At 53.2% G+C, this 22649-nt stretch carries 14 protein-coding genes; 6 read left to right on the forward strand and 8 right to left on the reverse strand.

The genetic code is table 11. The features are described from left to right. The first annotated feature begins 202 nt into the window (after positions 1–202). Positions 203–2590, forward strand: coding sequence for an ABC transporter permease (locus BUB30_RS17935; RefSeq protein ID WP_073136563.1), 2388 nt, complete (start codon positions 203–205; stop codon positions 2588–2590). Positions 2591–3104: 514 nt separating this feature from the next. Then, positions 3105–3626 (forward strand): hypothetical protein, encoded by a 522-nt coding sequence (locus BUB30_RS17940; protein ID WP_143164972.1) that lies wholly within the window; start codon positions 3105–3107, stop codon positions 3624–3626. A gap of 42 nt (positions 3627–3668) precedes the next feature. Here BUB30_RS17940 and BUB30_RS17945 read toward each other — a convergent pair whose 3' ends face one another. Genes BUB30_RS17945 through BUB30_RS17955 form a run of 3 tightly spaced genes read right to left on the reverse strand, consistent with a single transcriptional unit; the run spans position 3669 to position 6603 of the window. Continuing rightward, positions 3669–3986 carry a hypothetical protein gene (locus BUB30_RS17945; RefSeq protein ID WP_073136567.1) on the reverse strand — a complete coding sequence of 106 codons (318 nt, stop codon included), beginning with the start codon at positions 3984–3986 and terminating at the stop codon, positions 3669–3671. Beyond that, entirely contained in the window at positions 3979–4305 is a 327-nt protein-coding gene (locus BUB30_RS17950) for a hypothetical protein (RefSeq protein WP_073137386.1), read from the reverse strand. The genes BUB30_RS17945 and BUB30_RS17950 overlap by 8 nt, the downstream gene beginning before the upstream one ends. 18 nt (positions 4306–4323) lie before the next feature. Next, complete coding sequence (locus BUB30_RS17955) at positions 4324–6603, reverse strand: patatin-like phospholipase family protein (RefSeq protein ID WP_073136569.1); 2280 nt, start codon at positions 6601–6603, stop codon at positions 4324–4326. Between the two features lie 143 nt (positions 6604–6746). On the opposite strand from BUB30_RS17955, the gene BUB30_RS17960 reads away from it, so the two are divergent. After that, entirely contained in the window at positions 6747–10025 is a 3279-nt protein-coding gene (locus tag BUB30_RS17960) for a UvrD-helicase domain-containing protein (RefSeq protein ID WP_073136571.1), read from the forward strand. Between the two features lie 66 nt (positions 10026–10091). Here the strand turns inward: BUB30_RS17960 and BUB30_RS17965 are convergent, their stop codons facing one another. The 4 genes from BUB30_RS17965 to BUB30_RS17980 form a co-directional block, all read right to left on the reverse strand. After that, on the reverse strand, positions 10092–10844 hold the full coding sequence (locus tag BUB30_RS17965; protein ID WP_073136573.1) for a GIN domain-containing protein: 753 nt from the start codon (positions 10842–10844) through the stop codon (positions 10092–10094). Between the two features lie 149 nt (positions 10845–10993). Then, on the reverse strand, positions 10994–13414 hold the full coding sequence (locus BUB30_RS17970) for an ABC transporter permease (RefSeq protein ID WP_073136575.1): 2421 nt from the start codon (positions 13412–13414) through the stop codon (positions 10994–10996). A 102-nt stretch (positions 13415–13516) separates the two neighbouring features. Next, positions 13517–13951: a PH domain-containing protein gene (locus tag BUB30_RS17975; protein WP_073136577.1), complete on the reverse strand. Its 435-nt coding sequence runs from the start codon at positions 13949–13951 to the stop codon at positions 13517–13519. A gap of 21 nt (positions 13952–13972) precedes the next feature. After that, a complete protein-coding gene (locus BUB30_RS17980; protein ID WP_073136579.1) occupies positions 13973–15559 on the reverse strand; it encodes an N-acyl-D-amino-acid deacylase family protein in 1587 nt (528 codons plus the stop codon). Positions 15560–15641: 82 nt separating this feature from the next. On the opposite strand from BUB30_RS17980, the gene BUB30_RS17985 reads away from it, so the two are divergent. From BUB30_RS17985 to BUB30_RS17995, 3 genes are all read left to right on the forward strand, one after another. Continuing rightward, entirely contained in the window at positions 15642–17567 is a 1926-nt protein-coding gene (locus BUB30_RS17985; protein ID WP_073136581.1) for an AAA domain-containing protein, read from the forward strand. A gap of 262 nt (positions 17568–17829) precedes the next feature. After that, the gene (locus BUB30_RS17990) at positions 17830–19431 is read left to right on the forward strand and encodes a M28 family metallopeptidase (protein WP_073136583.1); all 1602 of its coding nucleotides are present in this window, start codon (positions 17830–17832) and stop codon (positions 19429–19431) included. Positions 19432–19447: 16 nt separating this feature from the next. Beyond that, on the forward strand, positions 19448–20146 hold the full coding sequence (locus tag BUB30_RS17995; protein ID WP_221408737.1) for a uracil-DNA glycosylase family protein: 699 nt from the start codon (positions 19448–19450) through the stop codon (positions 20144–20146). Positions 20147–20166: 20 nt separating this feature from the next. On the opposite strand, the gene hrpB is transcribed toward BUB30_RS17995, so the two are convergent. Continuing rightward, positions 20167–22644, reverse strand: a complete 2478-nt coding sequence (gene hrpB, locus BUB30_RS18000) for an ATP-dependent helicase HrpB (RefSeq protein ID WP_073136587.1) — start codon at positions 22642–22644, stop codon at positions 20167–20169. Positions 22645–22649: the final 5 nt, after the last annotated feature.

Here is a 22649-nt window from a genome sequence, read left to right on the forward strand (position 1 = left end):
TAAATTTACGTATAACGCACCGAAAAGTAACGGCTTCGGCACTGAATTTTAGCGATCCCTTCAACCCCTTGTCGCCCGGTGGCGGACGATTTTGCACGTGTTCGTCCAACCTGATTTAGCGCCAACCCGTCAAATCACTTCCATTCGACGTTTTGTGCGTGGCATTGGAATTGACTTGGCGTGATCGACTAATCCGCTCCCTATGTTCAAAAGCTACTTCATCACCGGTCTGCGCAATCTGACGAAACAGAAAGCCTACTCCTTCATCAAGATCATCGGACTCGCCTTCGGACTCGCCGCCAGCATGATGATCTATCTCTACATCGAAGAAGACCTGAGTTACGACACGTTCCACCACAACTACGACCGCATCGTGCGCCTCCTCACCATCGATAGCGCCGAAGGGGTGAGCAGCAAGCACGTGGGCGTGACCCAACCCATGCTAGCGCCCACCGCCGAGGCCGAATTGCCCGAAGTGACGGAAAGCGTGCGCTTCACCGGTGGCGGCCGCTACGACCTACGCTATGGCGACAACATCCTGAAATGCGAAGCCGCCTTTCGCGTAGACCCTTCTGTGTTCGACGTATTCGATTTTCCCATCCTGGATGGCGAGAAAAAAGGCGCACTCGACAAACCGGGCTCGATCGTGATCACCAAGACCCTGGCAAAGAAAATATTCGGCAATGAAGAACCGGTGGGCAAGACCGTGAAGCTCAACCAAACCACCGACTTGTTTGTGACGGCCGTCATCGCCGACCTTCCCAAAACGTCGCACCTGCAATTCGACCTGCTCCACTCGCTGGTGCCCGGCCAAAATGACGACGGGCTGCGCCAGGCATTGGAAACGTGGCAAGGGATTTTCACTTTCTCTTATCTGCTCCTGGACAAACCCGCCAATATCCCCGACCTCAATGCAAAACTCCAGGCCATCACCAAAAAGAATAACGCCTACCAATTTTTCACACCCGATGTGCAGCCGCTACGCGATGTTCATTTGAAGTCGAAGGAGATCTTGTTCGAAACCAACGCAAACAAATCGGATATCCTCAATGTGTATGTACTCTCCACCATCGCCGCCCTCATCCTGATTTTGGCGGCCGTGAATTTCATGAACCTCGTCACGGCAAAATCGGCCGGACGGGCCAAGGAAGTGGGCATGCGCAAAGTGATCGGCGCCGTGAAATATCAACTCATCGGACAACACCTGATCGAATCTATTGTCGTAACCACCGTGGCCGCCATATTGGCTGTGGTGATCGTATTTGCCGCGGTACCCGTGCTGAACAGCACGTATCAACGGTTTGCCGACGTCATGATCCTGTTGCAGCCTTCAAGCCTCCTCATGCTGGGTGGTTTGGTGCTGGTGGTGGGCGTATTGGCCGGAATTTATCCGGCATTTGTGTTGTCGGCTTTCAAACCGATCCTGGTGCTGAAAGGATCGTTCAAAAATTCTACACGCGGCATTCAGCTGCGCAAGGCCCTGGTGGTACTGCAGTTCACCATCTCCATCGCGCTCATGGTGGGCACCGGCATTGTCTACCAGCAAATGCGCTTCATCTACAGCGCCGACCTGGGCTATAGCCGCGACCAGGTGATCACCATCCAACAAAACGGCGACGCCGTGACCCGCGCCACCGCCCTGAAAACGGAATTGATGCGCAACGAAAACATTGTTTCCGCCGGCACCTCCTCCGCGCGTCTCGGACAACAACTGGGGCGCACCAACATTTTCCCCGAAGGCTCCACCAGCGAAACCAACATCATCACCAGCGTCATGGTGGCCGACGAAAACTTCATTCCCACCATGGACATGAAAATGGCCGCCGGCCGGAATTTCTCCGTCGAGTTCGCCGACTCGCTGTCGATCATCGTGAATGAGGAAATGCTCCGGCTTTTGAAGTGGAACGATGCCCTGGGTAAGAAGATCGGGTTGCAATCGGGGGCCACAGTGGCCGACCAAACACAATACACCGTCGTTGGTGTCGTAAAGGATTTTCATTTTGCTACGATCCGGCATAAGCTGGAGCCTATGTTTATGCTCTACAACAAAGACAACAACGCTTTGTCGATCAAAATCAAAGCCGGCGACATTCAGAATACACTGGCTTATGTGGAAGCTACTTGGAAAAAAGTGAATCCGGGCACGACTTACGAGTACGCTTTCCTGGATGAACAATTCGCAAACCTCTATCGCAATGAGCAGGCTTTTGCCAACATGTTTACGCACTTCACGGTTTTGGCGTTGGTGATTGCTGGGTTGGGATTGTTCGCGTTGTCGGCCTTTACGGCGGAACAACGCAAGAAAGAAATCGGAATCCGAAAAGTACTGGGGGCCAGCAATGCCACGATATTCTATAAGCTCTCATCCGAGTTCATCATGCTGATCCTGGTGGCGTTTGTGCTTGCCAGTGGCGTGGCCTATTTTGTGATGACACAATGGTTGAAGGATTTTCAATACAGCATTCAAATTGGCGTGGGCATCTTCGCGTTGGCGGGCGCTGCTTCGGTGATGATTGCTTTGCTGACGATTAGCTTTCAGGCGTTGAAGGCGGCGTTTAGCAATCCTGCGGATGCATTACGGACAGAGTAGTCACCCGATCGCCACACGCCGTCACCCTCCGCGCACGCCCTTGTTGGCGTTCTTCACCAACAAGCATCGAACAATAGTCATTCAAGTTACACGCGCTTGATGCGACCAGCATTTAGAGCGATGGGTATTCCCTTGGATCATGTATTCTGGGCGTCAATGATTTGTCCCCTAAATTCTTGTTGGCGAAGAACACCAACAAGGGCGGGAGGGCGGTGGGATCATGTTGTGTGGCCATTGACTTAGATGAATTATATTTGCCGGCATGCCACCCGAAGCCACTCCTAAAGCGCACCCAGATCGCAACATCCGTCACTTTCGCCAGCAAATGAAAATATTACCATTTATATTTTTTCTTCTCAATTGCGCTGTCACCTATGGGCAAAAAAGTCCGTATCGACCGTTTAAAATGGTGATTATCGTCCCAGATACGGCAGTAATACATAATGAATTGGAATATTACGTAGACACTGTTCAGACGGCATACATTCGAAGATATTATCATTCGATAACACAAATGGAGAAGCTATTGGATTATTATAACTCTCCTGACGAGAGGGACAAAGATACCGAGGAACGCAAGAAACGTCTCGTCGAGCAGTTGAAAGCTGCCAAGGCCATGGAACCGGAGATCAAAAAGTCTAAATACTATGAGCTCATCCCAACCTACTCGGCCGAAGTGCTTCAATTATACTTTAATGAATATCCGCCCCATTCAATTTTCCAGGTAGTGAGACGGCGCGAACTGCATTCTGAAGATCTCGGCCAGGTTTCCGGTCAATTTAAAGCAGACTATGTCGTGAAGTACGATAACATTCATTCCGTACACAAAGGCGACCAAATCACTATGCGATTGACTACCACGTTGTACTCCAAGAAAAAATCCAACATTTTATGGAAAAAGGAAACCAGCGGAGAGATGAGAAGTGATGGAGATATGTGGACCTGCACGGACCCATTGACCTGTTTATTAATAACATGTGTAGAGTCCTCCTTTGAGGAGATCTTTCAAACGGTGAGTAGGTTGCAAAGCAGATAGTTCTCAATGGTGTTCTTCACTAACAAGGGCGGAGAACGAGGATCACCCCAAATTCTTCAATTGTTCGATCTTTTCGGCTAAACTCAGACGTCTGCCAAAAATAATTTCCACCTCTCCGTTAAGCCATTTTTTTCGATACGATTCCCAGCTTTTAGTGTATGGTGGGCAGCCTCCGTCATCGAACCCAAATTCAAATCCGCAGGAACAGATGTCATAGGAAGGATTGCCATCTTCATCATAAGGTCTCCAATCCTTGTCTTTCGACTTTTCGCCACAAACGGGACAAAAACAATAGCCGTCTTCGCTGATGACAAGTACGAATTCCTCGCCATCCCAAGCTTTAATTTTCTCCTTACTCATTTAATTTTGCAATAACGCTGGGATTCAGGCAATCTTCGATATTACCCTTTTTCAATAAGTTCTCAATAGCGCTCTCAATACAAGGACGTGTTAACTCTTTCACAAAAAGATCAGGTGGCACGAGGTATAATCCATTCAAATTAGCGCCGGAAGCTTCATCGTTCTTTACAGCGGTTTCCAGAAATTTGTAGGTCCAGACATTTATTCCATACCGTCGCCCATCAGGCAATTCAACTAGAACATTTGCGAAGTCATTTTCAACGTCCCCGTTTCCTGGATCAACGGCCTCAAATTCCAACCAAAGTTTGAATTCTTTCACTTTATACCTCTTAATCACCTACTTCAGCAACCCCTCCAACCGCTTCAACTCCGCCTTATTATCCTCCGAGTTAATCGAAGAAATAATCCCATACTTCTCCCGCGTAGTCAACCGCCAGCTCAGCGAGGCGCGTGAGTTGTTTTGACGGATGCTGTCCATCTTCTGAAGAATCGGTGTATAGGATTCAGACTGGTACTGTATGTCAACGCGATCGATCTTATTATGAAACCAATACTTTGCCTGGTTGATAAACATATCGCTGTTGATATCCTGAAAATTCTCAAAGTTATTATAAACGCTGCTGATAGGTTGCGTCATATCGTCAATGATGGTCTGTCCAACCTTGGGGGCAATAGCACCGAGCTTCGGTGAATCGCGTATGGATACGAAGACGATACCCGATGTGTTTTCAGCAATCCAATCTTTATAGGCATAAACAAAACGCACCGCATCCGTCAATCCAAAGTTATCGGAAATGCCCGCATCCATGATCTTGATGGCGGGTTCCGTGGGCAGGGTTGTGTTGGGCGTTATGTACGGGAAAGTAGCGCTCATGCGCAACGCGGAAAGGAAACGGAGGTCGCCCGCATTTTGCTCCTTGAACAAGGTGAAAAAATCGATGCCCGCATATTTGGAGAGGTCATAGTCGGGGAAGCTCATGATGTCGTAGTTCATGAACGACACGGGGCGGGCGGCGATGTAGAGTTTGCGGCCGTCGTTCACGATGGTGGGCGCGAGGATCACCATGGGGACGATGGCCTGCAGTTCCACGCTGTCGTAGGCTTTGATGGGTTTGTCCATCATGCGCTCGGTGATCTGGTTCAGTTGCTCTTCGAAGGTGTAGCCGCGGTCGCGATAGTAATAGTTGCCGTTGTATTCGAACTTGGTGAAGCCCACAAACAGGTCGTTGGCCATGAGGCTAAAGATGAGTGGGTTCAGGTTATCGGTCGAGATGCGTTGGCGGTGGACTTCGGAATAGGGGTGTGGGTTCTGGCCTTGCTTCTCGCGGAGTTTGAGCTCGCGGAAATAACTAGCGCCAATGAGGCCGCCGGATGCACCGGTGATGAGGATGCTTTGTTCCATGAGCGCGCCGTGGGTAAGGCTGTCGGCCGTTTGCAGGGCCGTGAGCGTCCAGAGTGCTGCGCGCTTGCCGCCGCCACTGGCGCAGAGGAATACCATTTTGGGTTTCTTGTCGTCCGGAAATTTCTTGCGCCAGTTTTCCAGCATCGGAAAGTTTGTGTGCCAGTCGCGTTGCAGGTGCGTGGTGTCGTTGAGCGCGCGGAGCGAGTTGACGGAATATTCGGAGGCGGGTCTGAAATAATCCAACCCAAACGCTTCATAGCGCCGGGTGAGATACTCCTCTCCTACCAGGTGATTCAGCACCAGGAAAAGAATGAGGGCTGTCGTGGCGGACCATCCGCCAAACCAATACGAAAAGGCGCCGGCCATCATCACGAAAATGGTGAGGAAGATGATGAAGCTGGCCGCGGCTGGGAGCTGGAACGCAGGGTAGTCCTTGAACAGGCCCAGCAACAGCACGAAGCCAAAGATGAACAGTTCGATGACGACGAGGTTGAAATGGTTTTGGTCGAACACTTGCAAAATGGTGGCCTTGTCGTAGAAGCCGGAATCCTCCACGGGCCTCACTTTCAAATCGAAATCCAAATAGTTGTCGACGCGGATCTGTTTCTTGCGGGCGATGTCCAGCTTCTTCATGGCACTGGCGCGCGTGACTTTCACATTTTGTTTGATCTTCTCGTCGATGCGGCAAACCACATAGCGGAAGATGTCTTTGTTCGTCAGCCAGAAATAAACAAAGAAGATGGCCGACATCACCAGGTAGCCTGCAATGAGTCCACCCAGGTTCCACGCCAGGTCGCCGGCGCGGCTGTATTCATTGTTGATTTGAAACTGGATGATCTCCGTCACATAGACAATGAGGAAGGCGGTGGGAATGATGCTGTTGTTCAGGACGAACTTTGAAAAGGGCCGGCTCAATGCGCCCACAAACGAAAAGCGATGACCGTCGGTGATATAACACGTGATGTGAAAGGCTGTGGTGAAGCCCGCCGACACCATGCCGATGATAAAAAAGCTGCGGAAGTTTACTTGGTTGAGGTATTCGGGGTCCAGGAAAAGGTAGGGGATGCCGAGGTATTTGCCAAAGCTGCCCGTGACCATGGCAAACAGGATGATCCAACACAGGATCAGCACGTGGTTGCGTTTGATGTTGTTCAAGAGCAACTGTGCCGGAAAAGAGTAAACAAGCCTTGGAACTAAAAAGTACAGTTTTCTCATAGACCGCTTCAAGGTATGGAATTTTGCTATCATTTAATACGGTATCGCATCTCGAGGTAATACGCTCCCGGTTGGCGGCGTTGCGATGATAAAAAGCTTGCTTTCGCGGAATATCCATCCCCGTTCGTTGCGTTTGTCGCGGATTGTTCCGTAAGTTTCCGGTTCATTTTTTTGCCTGTCATCACCTTAACATTTCGCATTTTCTGGATAAGCTTTTCTCGATATATCGTTCCTCGGCCGGCTCCGGCAAAACGCGTACGCTAGCCAAAGCGTATCTGCTGCTGGCCTTGCGCTACCGGGCCGACTACTTCAAGCACATCCTGGCGGTGACCTTCACCAACAAGGCCACGCAGGAAATGAAGGACCGTATCCTGGCCTACCTCGACGACTTTGCCAACGGCCGTGCCAACGAACTGGCCGAAGAGCTGAAAAAAGAACTCGAACTCGACGACAACACGTTTCAGCAATACGCCCAGGAAGCTCAGGCCGCCATCCTTCACAAATACGCCCAGTTTTCCATCAGCACCATCGACGCCTTTTTTCAGAAAGTGATCCGCTCCTTCACCCGCGAGGCTGGGTTGGTCGGCGACTACCGCCTGGAGATCGAGCAGGATGCCGTGCTCGAAGAAGTGATCGACAACCTCATCGACGAATTGGGTGCCAACAAAGAACTCACGGATTGGGTGGTCGAGTTTGCCAAGGAGAACCTGGAAAACGAGCGGGCCTGGGATGTGCGGCAAAGTCTCCTGGAATTCAGCAACGAGATCTTTCGCGAGGAGTTCAAAGACATCGAAGACCAGGTGATCAAAACCACCGGCGACCGAAAGTTCTTCAACACCTTGCGGGCCACCTTGTGGCAACAGCGAAACTTCTTCACCAGCAAAGTGACGGGCCCGGCACGGGAGGCGGTGGCCATTCTCTCCGAATGGGATCCGTCTGACATTCACTATGGAAAAGGCTCCGGCATCTACGGCTTCCTGGAGCAATTTGCTTCGGAGAAAAAATTAAAAGAGATCAACCCTCCCGGCGGCCGCCTGCCCACGTACTTAACCGCCGAAAACTGGCCCAGCAAAAAATGTCGTGACCGGCGGGGACTGATCGCGGTGGCCGACCAAAAGCTCATCCCGATCCTGCGCCAGCTCATGGAAGACTATGAGCTGCACTACAAAAAAAGTCTCAGCGCCGAAGTGGCATTGCAAAATCTATATGTCTTTGGCCTCCTCTCCGACATTTCACGCAAACTGCGCGAATACAAAGACGAGAACAACCTGATGCTGCTGGCCGACGCCCCCAAATTTCTCAACGGCGTTATCCAGGACAGCGACACCCCTTTTATTTATGAGAAGGTTGGCTCGTTCTACCGGAACTATCTCATCGACGAATTCCAGGACACGTCGGCCATGCAATGGAAAAATTTCCTTCCCCTCCTGGTCAACAGCCTCGACCAGGGCTACACCAGCCTCGTCGTGGGCGATGTGAAGCAAGCGATCTACCGGTGGCGTGGGGGCGATCTCAAGTTGCTGCAACAGGAGATCGAACAACACATTGGTCCGGCACGCGTGTCGGTGAAGGAGTTGAGCAGCAATTTCAGGAGCGCGCTGGTGGTGGTGGACTTCAACAACAAAGTGTTTGAAAAAGCCTCGGCTATCGTGGCGCTGGAAACCGGGCAGTCCATTCCGAAGGAAGCCTATCACGACATCACCCAAAAAATATCACGCACGGAAGAAGGGTTTGTGCAGGTAAAATTCTTGCAGGAAGACGCCGACGTGAATTGGAAAGAGCAGGCTTTGGAGGAGGTGCCGCGCTACCTGGAGAAGCTCCAGGAAATGGGCGTGCCGTTAAAAGACATTGCCTTCCTGGTACGCAAAAACGAAGAAGGCCAGGAGATCGTGTCACACTTGCTGCAATACAAAAACTCCGGCCACGCCAAGCCGGGATGTTCCTATGACGTGGTGTCGAACGAGTCGTTGCGCCTGGATGGTGCCGCATCGGTGAACTTGTTGTTGGGGGCCATGCGCTACCTGCTCAACCCCGACGATGCCATTGCGCGCGCGCAACTCGGTTATGAATTTGCAAAATTGCATGAGCCGGATCGCTCGCTCACGGAAGTGTTTGCCGTGACCAACCAGGTGTTCTTTGAAGGCAATCTTCCCGACGCGTTCAAGAAAGAAAAGGCGGCGTTGAAAAAACTGCCGCTCTTTGAATTGACAGAAACGCTGGTGGACATTTTTCAGATCGGCAACATCAGCGGTGAGATCGCCTACCTGCTGGCGTTCCAGAATTTAGTATTGGAATTTTATACCCGCGAAAAAAACGACCTCGGCGCTTTCCTGGAGTGGTGGGAGGCCAACAAACAAAAAAAATCCGTGCAGGTTTCGGGTGATGTGGACGCGGCGCAGATCCTCACCGTCCACAAGTCGAAGGGATTGCAGTTCAAGTACGTGATCATCCCGTTTTGTGCCTGGAATCTCGACCACGATAGCATGCGCGCGCCGCACCTCTGGGTGACGGCTCCCGAACAGCCTTTTGCCGACGCCGGTTTTATGCCCGTAAAATATTCGAGCACCCTGCAACAAACTTATTTCGCCGGCTACTACGAAACCGAGCGCACCCGCAGCTACCTCGACAACCTCAACCTTTTGTATGTGGCGCTCACCCGTGCAGAGGCAGGCCTCATCGTCATGGCCCCGCACCCCGACGTGCGCAAGAAAAATGTGGCGCAGCTTTTATACAACAGCCTTCCCAAAGAAGACGAAAAGCAATGGAACGAAGCGCGCCAGGAATTTAACACCGGCACCTGGACAGCCTCCGCCACCCCTGCCAAACACGACGACACGGCCCTGGGTCTCCCGGTCTACACGTCGTTTCGCTGGCGCGATAAATTGGTGATGCGTCAGTCGGCAAAAACGTTTTTTGAAGACACCCCCACGGAACAACAGGAGAAGATCTCGTACGGCATTTATCTCCACACCGTCCTTTCCCGTATCGCGTATGCGCAAGACATTCCCGACACACTCGACCGCATTGTGCTCGAAGGACTGATCACCCTCGAACAAAAAGAAGTGCTCTATGAGCAGTTGCAAGAATTGATGCGCAACGATCAGATCGCCTCGTGGTTTAGCGAAGCGTGGGATGTGCGCACGGAAATCCCCATCCTCATGCCCGGCGGCGCCGAGAACCGGATCGACCGGTTGCTCATCAAAGACAAAAAAGCCGTGGTCATCGATTTCAAAACGGGCGAGCCGGCCAAGGCCGATCAGCAACAAGTTTCGGAATACATGGAGATCCTCCGGCAGATGAATTTCACCGACATCACCGGATATTTGCTTTACATCAGAAAAGGCGAAGCCATCTCCGTGCCCCGCGGCAAACCAAAGGCCGTGCGCAAAATCGACGACAAGCAGTTGGGTTTCGGATTCTAATACATCTCAAAAAAAATAGCCCTTGCTGCATTCGCAACAAAGGCTACTCTCCTCACGATATAGTCGTTAATTATTCAGCTTGTTGATTTCGGCGTGGCCAAAGATCAGGCCTCTGTTTACACTGGCATCGCCTTGATAGGAAACCTGCGACTCGCCAAAGGCATTCACCTTCAGTTGGTCTCGGGTGTTCAGTTTGAGGTTGCTTTCGCCAAAAATGTTGGCCGTGGTGGAGTAGCTCTTCAATTCCTGCGTATCGATCTTGTTCTCTCCAAAGAGTTTATATTTCTGGTATTCGGCTTTACCCCCTTTGATCCGGAGCTTGTTCTCGCCATACAGGCTGGTCTTCATATATTCGGCTTTCACCGAGGCGAGGGTGATCTCGTTCTCGCCATAGGCCTTCAAAACAAATTTTTCGGCGCGCAGCGGGCTGGTGCAGGTCAATTCCTGGTTGCCGCGGATTTCGAGGTGTTCCAATTCTTTATAGGTCACATAAGCTGTGATGCTCACATTGTGGTAGATGCCGTGTCTGCTGTGCGAGTTTACATATTCGTTCCGCTCGGTCACCTTGGCGTCGTCCAGGTAGACGCGGAGGGTGTGGTGTGACACTTTGATATTGATTTTGTCGGCAGTCACGTTGTTGTAGACCAGGCGGATGCCTTCATGGTCGCCTTGTTCCAGGATGAGGTTCACGCGGGGGGAGACGATCACTTTGCGGAAGGGCTTCAGGTCTTTGGTAATTTCTTTTGATTCTTGGGCGCAGGCCACCTGCACGGCGGCAGCGAACAACGCGAGGGAGAGGAGGTTTTTCGGAAATTTCATAAAACTTGTATTAATGCGTTTCAGTTTTTTAAAGGGGTTTGCTGTTAGACACCCCACCTTTGGTTTACCCCTATTGCCCATCCGGATTTTTTTTCCGGCCGGCCTGGATACTATGTAGACTAAAAAAGAAAAAGAAAGGTTGCACCAACCTATTCATTTCTCAAGGATTTTACCGGATTCCCGGACGCGGCCTTCACGGCCTGGAAGCTCACCGACACAAAGGCAATGACCAATGTGATGCCCCCGGCAATGAGGAAGGCCGACCAGGGAAAGGCGATCCGGAAAGCAAACTGGTCCAGCCACCGGTGCATGGCCCACCCGGCCACCGGCCAGGCCAGCAAGTTGGCGGTGACGACCAGTTTTAAAAAGTCCTTGTTGATCATCAACACCATGTCGCCCACCGTGGCGCCCATCACTTTGCGGATGCCGATTTCCTTGGTGGCCTGCTCGGCTTTGAAGGTGGCCAACCCCAGCAGGCCCAGACAGGCGATAAAAATCGCCAGCGAGGTGAACACCGTGAAGATCATGCCGAGGCGTTTCTCGGCCTGTTGCTTGGCTTCGAAGTTCCAGTCCAGGAACTCGTACTCAAACGGGGCATCCGGCGCATATTTTTTCCAGAACGACTGGATCAGGGCCAGCTTTTCTTCCGCATTTCCCTTGGTGATGCGGATGGCCATTTCCCAGTTCGGCTCCGGTCCCAGCACCACGGCCAGGGGCTGCAGCGGCTCCTTGAGCGACTGAAAATTAAAATCCTGTATGATCCCGATCACTTCGCGCTGCCGCCCGTCGTGATCGTAGTTGGTAACGAGCTTTTTGCCTTTAAATTCTTCCCACCCCAGTTTTTTTGCTGCCGTCTGGTTTAGGATGATCGCATTGCTGTCGCCGGGGATCTGCGCGGAAAAGAATCGGCCCTTGACCATGGTGTAGCGCATGGTTTCCAGGTGGTCGGCGTCCATTTCGTAGAGGGCCAGCAGGTATTCGTTGTCGGAATCCACCGGTTTGAATACCGATTGCCAGTCCACCTGCGGTGGCAGGCGGTTGGCATAGCTGGCCGAACTGATCTCGGGATATTCCATCAGCGCCCGTTTAAAAGCCACCCCGTTGTCGCGAAGGTTCTTGGTGTGTAGGAGATTGATGACATTGGCCTTGTCGAACCCGATGTTGGCGCCCTGAATAAAACGCAGTTGCTGGTAGACCACGATGGTGGAAACGATGAGCACGGTCGAAATAAAAAACTGGAAGATCACCAGGAGGTTGCGCAGGCTGAAAGGCTTGCGCGGCGATCGCATTTTCCCCGTGAGCACTTCCACCGGGTTGAATCGCGCCAGGTAATAGGCCGGGTAGCTCCCCGCCAGCAGGCCCACCATCGCCACGAAAATGAGGAGCCCTCCCAGGAAAACCGGCGTAAAAAGGCTATCCAAGGTCAGCCCCTTGTTGGTAAAATAGTTGAACACCGGCAGGGAGACCATCACCATAAAAAGGGAAATGAACACCGCCACGATCACATAGCTAAAGGATTCCACCAGGAACTGACCGACCAGGTTCCGGTAGGGCGCCCCGATCACCTTGCGCACCCCCACCTCGCGGGCACGCGTGGCCGAACGGGCGGTGGACAGGTTCATAAAATTGATGCAGGCCAACACCGTCACCAGCAGGGCCACGGAACCGAAGATGTAGATGTATTGAATGTCGCTGTTGGGTTCGATCTCGTCGCCGAGTTGCGAATGGAGGTGAATGTCCAGCAGGGGCTGGGCAAAGAAATGCAGGCGGTTGCCCCGCGATGAGAACGCAACCCAATCCGAATGATTCTGGTGGCCCAGTTCGTGGCCCACTTTCTTTTCCGTCAAACCGTTCAGGCGGCTCATGGCCTCGTCGGCCGGGGCGCCGGGTTTGAGTTTGAAATAGGTCACGAGCCGGCGGGTCAGCCAGTCGCGGGAGTTGGCTTCGTCCCACGACGACAGGGAGAGCAGCATCGTGAAGTGGAAATGCGAATTGAGCGGCGGGTCTTCGGCAATACCGCTCACGTGTGCATTGTAGCCCTGGGCCAACGCGAGGATTTTCCCGATTGGTGTTTTATCGCCTCGGCCCTTGTAGTCAAAATAACGACGGGCCGCCGATTCGGTGATGACGATCTTTCGCTCGCCCCTTAACACCGAGTCGGGGTTGCCTTCGATCAAATTAAAATGAAAGAACCGGAAAAAATTCTCGTCCACCAGCAGCAGCTTGGGTTCGGTGAACGCCCGGTCTTTGTAGCGGACCGGAAAGGTAGCCCAACACGCCATGCGCAAAGTGCCGTCCACACCCGGGATCTCTTTGCGCAAAACGTCCGCCACCGGACTGCCGGTTTGGGTTGAGCTGAACGAGCGACCTTCCAACGCGCCCGAGAATCCCAGCCGGTAGATGCCGGCCGCATCGGGATGGAATGTGTCGTAGCGCAGTTCGTCGCGAATGTAAAGGATGATGAGCAGTGTGCTGGTGATCCCGATGGTAAGGCCCGCGATGTTGATCAGGGAAAATCCTTTATGCCGCAGCATGAAGCGGATCACTATTTTCAGATAATTCTTTACCATGGAGTTTTGCAATATAGCAGTTTCAACGGCGCGCTCCGCCAGAGTTTACACGACGGTGTAAGAAATACGGAGACGCTCACTTCACTTCTACGAATTCGTGGTTCAGAGGATGCTGGAAGCTTCATTGCTTACACCGGAAACCGTGATCTGGTGGTTGATCGCTTTCAGTGATTGGACAAATCCCACCTTATCCTTCGGAGAGACGATGACGTAACGCAATCCATTCCCATAGACGATCTCGATCCGGTCCAAAGATAACGCGGGAGCGCTTATCGGATTCCGTGTTTTGCTCACGCTGGTGATTCTTAAAATGTCGACGTCGATCCGAATAATAAACGCGCATCGTATTTCAAGAACGTGACCTTGAATTCTATAATGCGTGCCCAAAAGAAACGGAATCGCAATGACCGGGGCGATAATCAATCCCACGATCAGCCCGTTCGGGTCGAACGGCGTTATCACCAAAGGCAGGAGAATGGGGAGGACGATCGCCGCAGACAGGATCAATCCAACTTTTGATCGGTACGTTTTTATCATTTGTGAAATGTAAATCGCTGTTTATCGCGCCACCACAAAGCCTGGCCCGTGCAGCACCACACCGCTTCGTGTCCCGGTATGTTTTCCTTCCTCCACCACCAATTGACCGTTCACGATCACATAACGAAAGCCGTTCGAATACACGTGAGGCTTCGCGAATGTGCTTTCATCGCCCACGGTCTTTTCATCAAACACCACGAGATCGGCAGCCATACCTTCGCGCACCAGACCGCGGTCGCGGAGTTGAAATTTCTGGGCGGGCAGCGAGGTCATGCGGCGGACGGCTTCTTCCAGCGGGATCACTTTTTGGTCGCGGACATAACGTCCCAACACCCGTGCATTGGTGCCATACCCACGGGGGTGAGGCACACCGGAACCAAAACGGATAATGCCGGCATCGGATGCAAACATGTTGAAGGGGTATTTCATAATGTTCTTCAAATCGTCTTCATTCATGCTGAAGAACACCATTTGTGCGCCGCCTTTGTCCACCATCTCCAGGATGGTCTCCGCTTCTTCTGCAGCCTTGGCCCTGCGCCCTTTCGCGAGGTTTACTTCCGAAATATTTTTGCCATTCATCAAGGTGTCGGCGCTGTACCGCGCCACCACGGCATAGCTATAGCTTTTCAGTTGTTTGCCTTTTAAGATGGCCAGCATTTCTGTTTTTATTTTCTGATGGATGGCAGCATTGTTCAATCGATAGTGCAGCGAGTCGGTGCCCCCGGAAAAAGCCCAGGTTGGCAAAACGGTGTTCAACGAGGTGCTGCTGGCAACGTACGGATATTGATCCACTGTAACATCAACCCCTTCGCGCCGTGCTTGCTCTACTTGTGCCAGCGTGCTGGCCGAACGCCCCCAGTTAGGTTTGTAAGTAACTTTGAAGTGCGAGATCTCTACGGGCATGTGCGCCTGCCGCCCGATGTTGATCGCCTCTTCGATGGCCTGTGTCACATGATCGCCTTCATCGCGGATGTGCGACGCATATACTCCGTTGTATAACGACGCGGCCTTCGCCAGGCCGATCACTTCGGGTGTTTTGGAGTAGGTGCCGGGCACATAGATGAGCCCCGTGGAAAAACCTACCGCGCCATCTTTCATCGCCTGCTCCACCAGCGCCTCCATTTTCTTTTGTTCTTCCGGTGAAGGGTCGCGCTGGGTATCACCCATCACGGCGCGACGCACGCTGTTGTGGCCGATGAGCGTGGCTACATTCACAGACGTCTTCACGCTATCGAGCTGCCCGAAGTAGCGGGCCAGTTCGGTGTTGGATGAGCCACAGTTGCCGGTCACCACCGAAGTAACGCCGTCATAGATGAAGTTGCCCGCGGTGGGTACGGTGAGGTCGTTGCCTTCGATGTGGGTATGCACATCGATGAAGCCAGGTGCTACGACCAGCCCTTTCACGTCCAATACCTTGCGGGCCTCGCCTGCGCTGAGCTTGCCCACGGCCACGATCTTCCCATCGCGAATGGCCACGTCGCCATAGAACCAGGAGTTGCCGGAACCGTCGATGATCTTGCCGCCCGTGAGCAGCAGATCATACGTTTGCGCCGCCAGCGGGGCAACGGAGAGAACAAAAGCAGAAAGAAACAGGAAGAACGATCGCATGACGTTTAGGTTTTTAGACGCATTGAAAATAAGGGATGACCGGCAGTTATGCCAACATAAATGACTCTATCTTTGCCCGCTCATGACGTCATCGCGCGAACAACTGCAGAAAACCCTGGAGCTCATCAAGCTCGAACGCCAGGCCGACCTGGAATATTACCGGCAGAAAGTGTTGCTCCGGTCCCTTCACCAACGCACCCAGGACGGCACCACCTGGTATCCCCTGCGTTTGAAGCGTGACTATATCGGCACGGGCGAACGCCTCATCATCGAAGTGGAACGCACCAGCCACCGCGAACAACCCCACGCCTTCCAAAGCGGCAAGTCGGTGAATGTTTTCTCCAACGGCTCCGGCAAACCGGACCGCGATCATGTCAGCGGCGTCATCAACTACGTGCGCGACGACAACATGGTCATCACCCTCAACGCCGAGGACTTGCCCGATTGGATCGGTGACACGCTGCTGGGCGTGGACGTGATGTTCGAGGAAATGACCTATCGCGAAATGGAGTTCGCCTTGAAAGAAGTGATGAGGGCCGAAGAAGATCGCGTAGCCGAATTGCGCGAGATCCTCCTGGGGACCACCATGGCGCAACGCGAACCAGGACGTCCCGAAAAACCAACTCCTGTTCCCGGGCTCAACGCCAGCCAGCAAGCGGCCCTCGACCGCATCGACGGCATGGATGTTGGCTTCATTCATGGACCACCCGGCACCGGCAAAACAACGACCCTGGTGCAGGCCATCGCGCGCACGGTCAAAGAAGAACAACAGGTGCTGGTCTGTGCACCCAGCAACGCTGCGGTCGATTTGCTCACCGATAAATTGAGCGATCAGCAACTGAGCGTACTCCGCATCGGCCACCCTGCCCGTGTGACCGAACAAACGCTGAGCAAAACGCTCGACGTGCGCATCTCCGAGCATGCCCACTACCAGGAGCTTCGCGCCCTGCGAAAAAAAATGGAACAGATCCGAAGCTCCGCCTTAAAATACAAACGCGACTTCGGCTACCAGGAACGCCAGCAACGGAAGATGCTGCTCCAGGAATCCAAAGCCCTCAAAGCCGACGCCGACTTATTGGAATTCTATATTGTGAACGATCTGCTGCAAAACACGCAAGTGATCTGCTGCACGCTGGTGGGCTCGTCGCACCCCGTGCTGCGCGGCAAGAAGTTCAAGACCGTGTTCATCGACGAAGCGGCCCAGGCATTGGAGCCCGCCTGCTGGATCCCCATCCTGCGAAGTCGTCGCGTGATCTTTGCGGGCGACCATCAACAGCTTCCGCCCACCATCAAATCCAACGAGGCGGCTAAGCAAGGCCTGGCCAAAACGCTTTTTGAAAAAGGCATGGGCCGCCAGCCACAAACCTCCACCATGCTCACCGTGCAGTACCGCATGCACGAAGCCATCATGAAATTCTCGTCAACCTATTTCTACCAGGACGAACTGATCGCCGACGAAAGCGTGAAGCACGAATTGCTGCGGCCCAACGAGCTCCCCATCGATTTCATCGACACCGCCGGTTGTGGCTTCACCGAAGAACAAGACAAAGAAACCCTGAGCCGCTTCAACGAAGAAGAAGGACGGTTGATGATGACCCAGGTGGAGGCGCTGGTCGAAGGGATCGGGCAGGATGAATGGATGGAGCGCGGCCTAACCTTGGGAATTATCACACCGTATCGCGCGCAAGTTGACTACCTGCACAAACTGGCCGAAAGCTCTGCGATCCTGGAACCGTTGCACCGTCTCATCACGATCAACACCGTGGATGCCTTCCAGGGACAGGAGCGCGACATCATTGCCATCAGCTTCGTACGCAGCAACGACAAAAGTGAAGTGGGATTTCTGGGAGACATCCGTCGCACGAATGTGGCGATGACGCGCGCACGGAAGAAACTGATCATGATTGGCGATAGTGCAACGTTGGGATCGCATCCGTTTTATTTGGATTTGATTGAGTATGTTCAGGAGGGGGGATTTTATAAGAGTGCGTTCGAGATCATGGGGTGAGAAATTCAGGAGTCAGGAGCCAGAATCCAGGAGCCAGGAGCTTAGCCGTCAGAAGTCAGAATCCAGGAGCCAAGTCAAGATGTGCGTTTTCGAGACGGTCTGGGCTGAATAACCCTGGCCTTAGGCCAGGGACAAAGCCACCTCCACTCATCGGGCTTTAGCCCTGACTGCTCTCGTGGCAAGTCGCTCCGCGCGGCGCAAATTTGATGGAGTTTGGATGGACGACAGGGAAAATATTATTTTAACGTTCAAATCTATTTGCATGAAGAATACATTTCGATGGATGGCGCTGCTGGCCTTGTTGGTGGTCGGCGCTTGTAAAAATAACGGTGATGATGGTGTAGCCACCATCACGGCGGAAGGCATTTCGCAATACATCAAGTCGCTGGCTTCGGATGAACTGGAGGGGCGGCGACCGTTTACCAGCGGGGAAAAGAAAACCCTGGACTATCTGGAGGGACAATTCAAGGCGCTTGGTTTGGAGCCCGGAATGGGCACCAGCTACCTGCAGGAAGTGCCTATGGTGGAGATCGTGCCGGATGCCGACACGGTGATGACCGTGAAAGGCGCGAAGAAAAATATGAAGCTTTCGGGGTTCAAGGATTATGTGTTGTGGTCGCAGCGTACGGATACTTTATTGAACTGGAAAGATGAGGAGCTTGTGTTTGCCGGGTTTGGGGTGGTGGCTCCTGAATATCAGTGGAACGACTACAAAGACCTGGATGTGAAGGGCGGTAACGACACCACGTTCTTCAAAGGCAACACGATGACCTACTACGGCCGTTGGACCTACAAATTTGAAGAGGCTGCGCGACAGGGTGCCAAGGGTTGTCTCGTCATTCACAACACGGTGCCCGCCGGGTACGGGTTTTGGGTGGTGCAGAACAGTTGGAATGCACCACACCTGTATCTCGACCCGCGTGGCAAAAATGATTATTTCTGCGAAGGGGTTGGCTGGACGTCTATGCCAGCCACGGAGAAACTTTTCGAGGCCTCTGGATTCGACTTTAATGAATGGCAAACCAAAGCCCGTCAACGCGGCTTCAAGGGTTTTAGTCTGAAGTCGAAGATCAGCACCAGGATCAAATTCAAATCCACCTACAACAAATCCTACAACGCCGTGGCGAAGATCACGGGCAGTGAGAAGCCGGATGAGTTCATCATCTATTCTGCGCATTGGGATCACTTCGGCATTGCCAAACCCAACGCCGCCGGTGACTCCATCTACAACGGCGCGGTGGACAACGCCGGCGGCGTGGCCACCATGCTGGAGATCGCCAAAGGTTTTAAGAGCCTGAAGCACCCCCCCAAGCGCTCCATCCTCTTCCTGGCGGTCACGGCCGAAGAACAAGGTCTTTGGGGTTCGGCTTATTATGCGCGCAATCCCATTTATCCCGCCGACAAGACGGTAGCCAACATCAACATCGACTTCACCAATGTGATCGGAAGAATGAAAGATGTGACCGTGATCGGCTTAGGCCAATCGGAACTCGACGACTACCTCAGGACCGAAGCCACCAAACAAGGCCGGTATTTAGCGCCCGACCCAAATCCGGTGGCCGGCATGTATTTCCGGTCCGATCACTTCAACTTTGCCAAGGTGGGCATCCCGGCGTTGTTTGTCGGCAATGGCGTGGATCACATCGAGAAAGGAAAAGAATTTGGCAAAGCCCAGGAAGCCGAGTATACCAAGGACCGCTATCACCAACCCACCGACGAATTCAATCCCAACTGGGATTTGAGCGGCGCGGTTGAAAATGCACAACTCCTGTTCCAGGTTGGAAAGCGTCTTTCCTTTGAAGATGCCTGGCCACAATGGAAAGCCTCATCCGAATTCAAGTCTCTTCGTCAGCCCAAAAAATAAACCACGAAAAGCGCCCGTGACTCGCGGGCGCTTTTCTTTTATCCTCATGACGTTCGCCGACAACATCCTCCGCTTCTACGCTACCTTAAAAATCAAAAGCACCTTACCCGAAGGCGTCGAGATCCTGGATCCCTATCGCAACAAAGAGACCATGGCGCTGTGCCACCTCTTCTATCACAAATATTACGGCGACGAAAAAGAAAGGACCGTCATCATCGGCATCAACCCCGGGCGGAATGGTGCAGGGCTCACGGGCATTCCGTTCACCGACCCGATCAAGTTGGAAACGCTCTGCGGCATTCCCAACGCCTTTCCAAAAAAAGCAGAACTGTCGGCGGATTTTATCTACACCATGATCCAGGCCTACGGTGGTCCCGCTGCCTTTTATAAAAAGTTTTTCTTCAGCGCCGTAAGCCCCTTGGGATTTGTCAAAGACGGAAAGAACCTGAACTACTACGACATCCGCGAACTTCAGGACAGCCTGCGCGACTACATCATCGCTTCGCTCAAGAAGCAACTTACATTCGGGATCAATACCCGGATAGCGTTCTGTCTGGGAGAAGGTGAGAATTTCAAATACATAAGCCGCTTGAACGATGAGCTTAAGATCTTCAAAGAGATCATACCCTTGGCCCATCCGCGTTTTATTATGCAGTATAAACGCAAGCTCGTAAACGAGTATGTAGAAAAATACCTGCAGGCCTTAAGCCGCTAAAAAATAACTCATTTCTGTACTCAGCTCCCGGATTGTCTCCGCTTCGCCCCTCTCACAGCCTCCGCGGTCCAGGGATCTTCTGGCCAATGATGACGTGGGTAGCGCATGCGCATTTCCTTGCGCACTTCGTGATAGGTAGTCTGCCAAAAACTTTTGAGGTCTTGCGTCACTTGCACCGGCTTATAACCCGGTGAGAGCAAGTGAAGAATAATTTTGTTTCTTCCTTCATTCACGGCCGGTGTCTCCGTCAGGCCAAATACTTCCTGGAGACGCACTTCGATGTAGGGCGGTCTTCCATCCGCACCATAATGTAACTTGATCATCGACCCGCTAGGCACCAAAAGTTTTGGGGGCGCGAGAACATCGAGACGACTGCTTAGATTCCAGGGAATAAGTCCCGCGAGGATAGCCTCGAGGTCGAGTTTGTTAAAGTCTTGCTGACGCGTCACCGCGGTCAGATAGGGTGCGAGCCATTCGTGCGTGGTCTGCAGCAAATGCGCCTCGCTCACGTCGGGCCATTCTTCATCGGGACGCCAGGTGCGCAAACTCATCACGCGGGCTTGCCAGGCGTCGTGCACGTCGGTCCAGGGCAACATCTTTATGCCTTCCTGCTGCACGGCGTCGCAGAGAATTTCAATGCGCAGGTCGTCGGGCACTTTGGTCAGGGGCTTGCTGGACAGCATCACGTTGCCCACGCGTTTTTCCAGCGCGGCGGTGATCATTCCTTTTTCGCGGTTCCAGGTCACCACTTCTTTTTCTTCAGCACGGTGCACGAGATCTTCTTCGTCCAACGGGGCGGCGAGAAATATTTTGCCTTCACCGCTGCCGCTGTCGAGTTGCGCCACGGCGAGCCAGGTTTCGCGCATCAGGGGATCGTGATCCGGCAGTCGCACCACACGGCCGTTGGCCAGTTTGAAGCGCACACTGTGTTTTTCCATTTGACGTGCAATCCGCTCCGGGTAGGCTTCTGCCAAAAGCTTGCCCACATCCGAGTCGATCGGCCCTGCATTGTCCACCCCAATCTTAAAGATCTTCCGCCACGAGGAGGCCACACGCTCAATGCGCTCCAACGCAGACCGCTCGGCGTTCACTCTCTCTCCTGCCCTCCACTTGCGCAACACCTCCACCCGCAGGGAAAGATCGGCGCCCGCGGTCTTTGCCAAAGGATCGCGTTCTTCCAGCAACGCCGCGATGTCTGTGGCCAATGCTGTTAAATTTCTTCCCTCCAGCAACATGTGGGCAATGCGGGGATGCGTTGGCAACCGGAGCATTTCTTTTCCCCGTGCCGTGATCGCATTCCCTTCGATCGCGCCCAACTGTTCTAATAATTCTTTTGCCTGGTTGATCGCCCCCACCGGCGGTGGGGTGATCCAGGTGAGGTCATAAATATTTTGAACACCCCAGTGCATCAACTCCAGCAGCAATGGCGCCAGGTCGGCTTCCAGGATCTCCGGTTGACGATGGGGCTGCAATTGGTGATGCACATTCTCCGCCCACATGCGATAGGCAACGCCCGGCCCAAGCCTGCCTGCACGCCCCGAACGCTGGTCGGCAGCATCGCGTGTGACACGAATGGTCTCCAACCGGGTGAGCCCACTCCGTGGATCAAATTTCGGAACACGTGCATACCCGCTGTCTACGACGGTCGTGATGCCCTCGATGGTCAGCGAGGTCTCGGCGATGGACGTAGCCAACACCACTTTTCTTTTCCCGTGGGGATGTGGAAGGATAGCTTCTTGCTGTTTCTTGAAAGGAAGCTCACCATACAATGGATGAATGCTGGCCTCCATATAATCGGTCTCCAACAATTCGGCGACGCGATGAATATCCGCCGTACCCGGCAGAAAGGTGAGTATATCTCCCTGTTGTTCTACCAGCGCTTTGCGAATGACGCGCGCGGTAGACGGCGCCAGGTACAGATCTTTATCCGGTGCAGCGTAATTCAACGACACCGGATACTGACGGCCCAGGCTGGTTATGATGGGAGCATTGTTCAGCAGTCCCGAGATCTTTTCGCCATCCAGGGTAGCCGACATAATGAGAATGCGCAGGTCTTCCCGCAGCACCTGTTGTGCCTGGAGACATAACGCCAACGCCAGGTCCGCATGAAGACTGCGCTCGTGAAACTCATCGAAGATGACAAGGTTCACGCCTTCGAGTGCATTGTCGTTTTGCAGCATGCGCGTGAGAATTCCTTCGGTCACCACCTCACACCGCGTGCGGTTGCTCACCACCGCTTCAAAACGCACGCGATACCCGATGGTGTTGCCCGGCTCTTCGTCGCGCAAGAAAGCCATGCGCTGGGCTACCGAACGGGCCGCCAATCTTCGCGGCTCCAGCATGATCATTTTACTGCCCTGCAACCACGGCTCATCCAATAGCATCAACGGCAGGACTGTACTTTTTCCCGCACCGGGAGGTGCTTGCAAGATCACCACCGGGTGCTTCAGCAAAGCTTCTTTGAGTTGTGGGACAATTTCCTCTACGGGATACGACATGGGCG

It is taken from the genome of Chryseolinea serpens, assembly GCF_900129725.1.
GTDB lineage: Bacteria > Bacteroidota > Bacteroidia > Cytophagales > Cyclobacteriaceae > Chryseolinea > Chryseolinea serpens.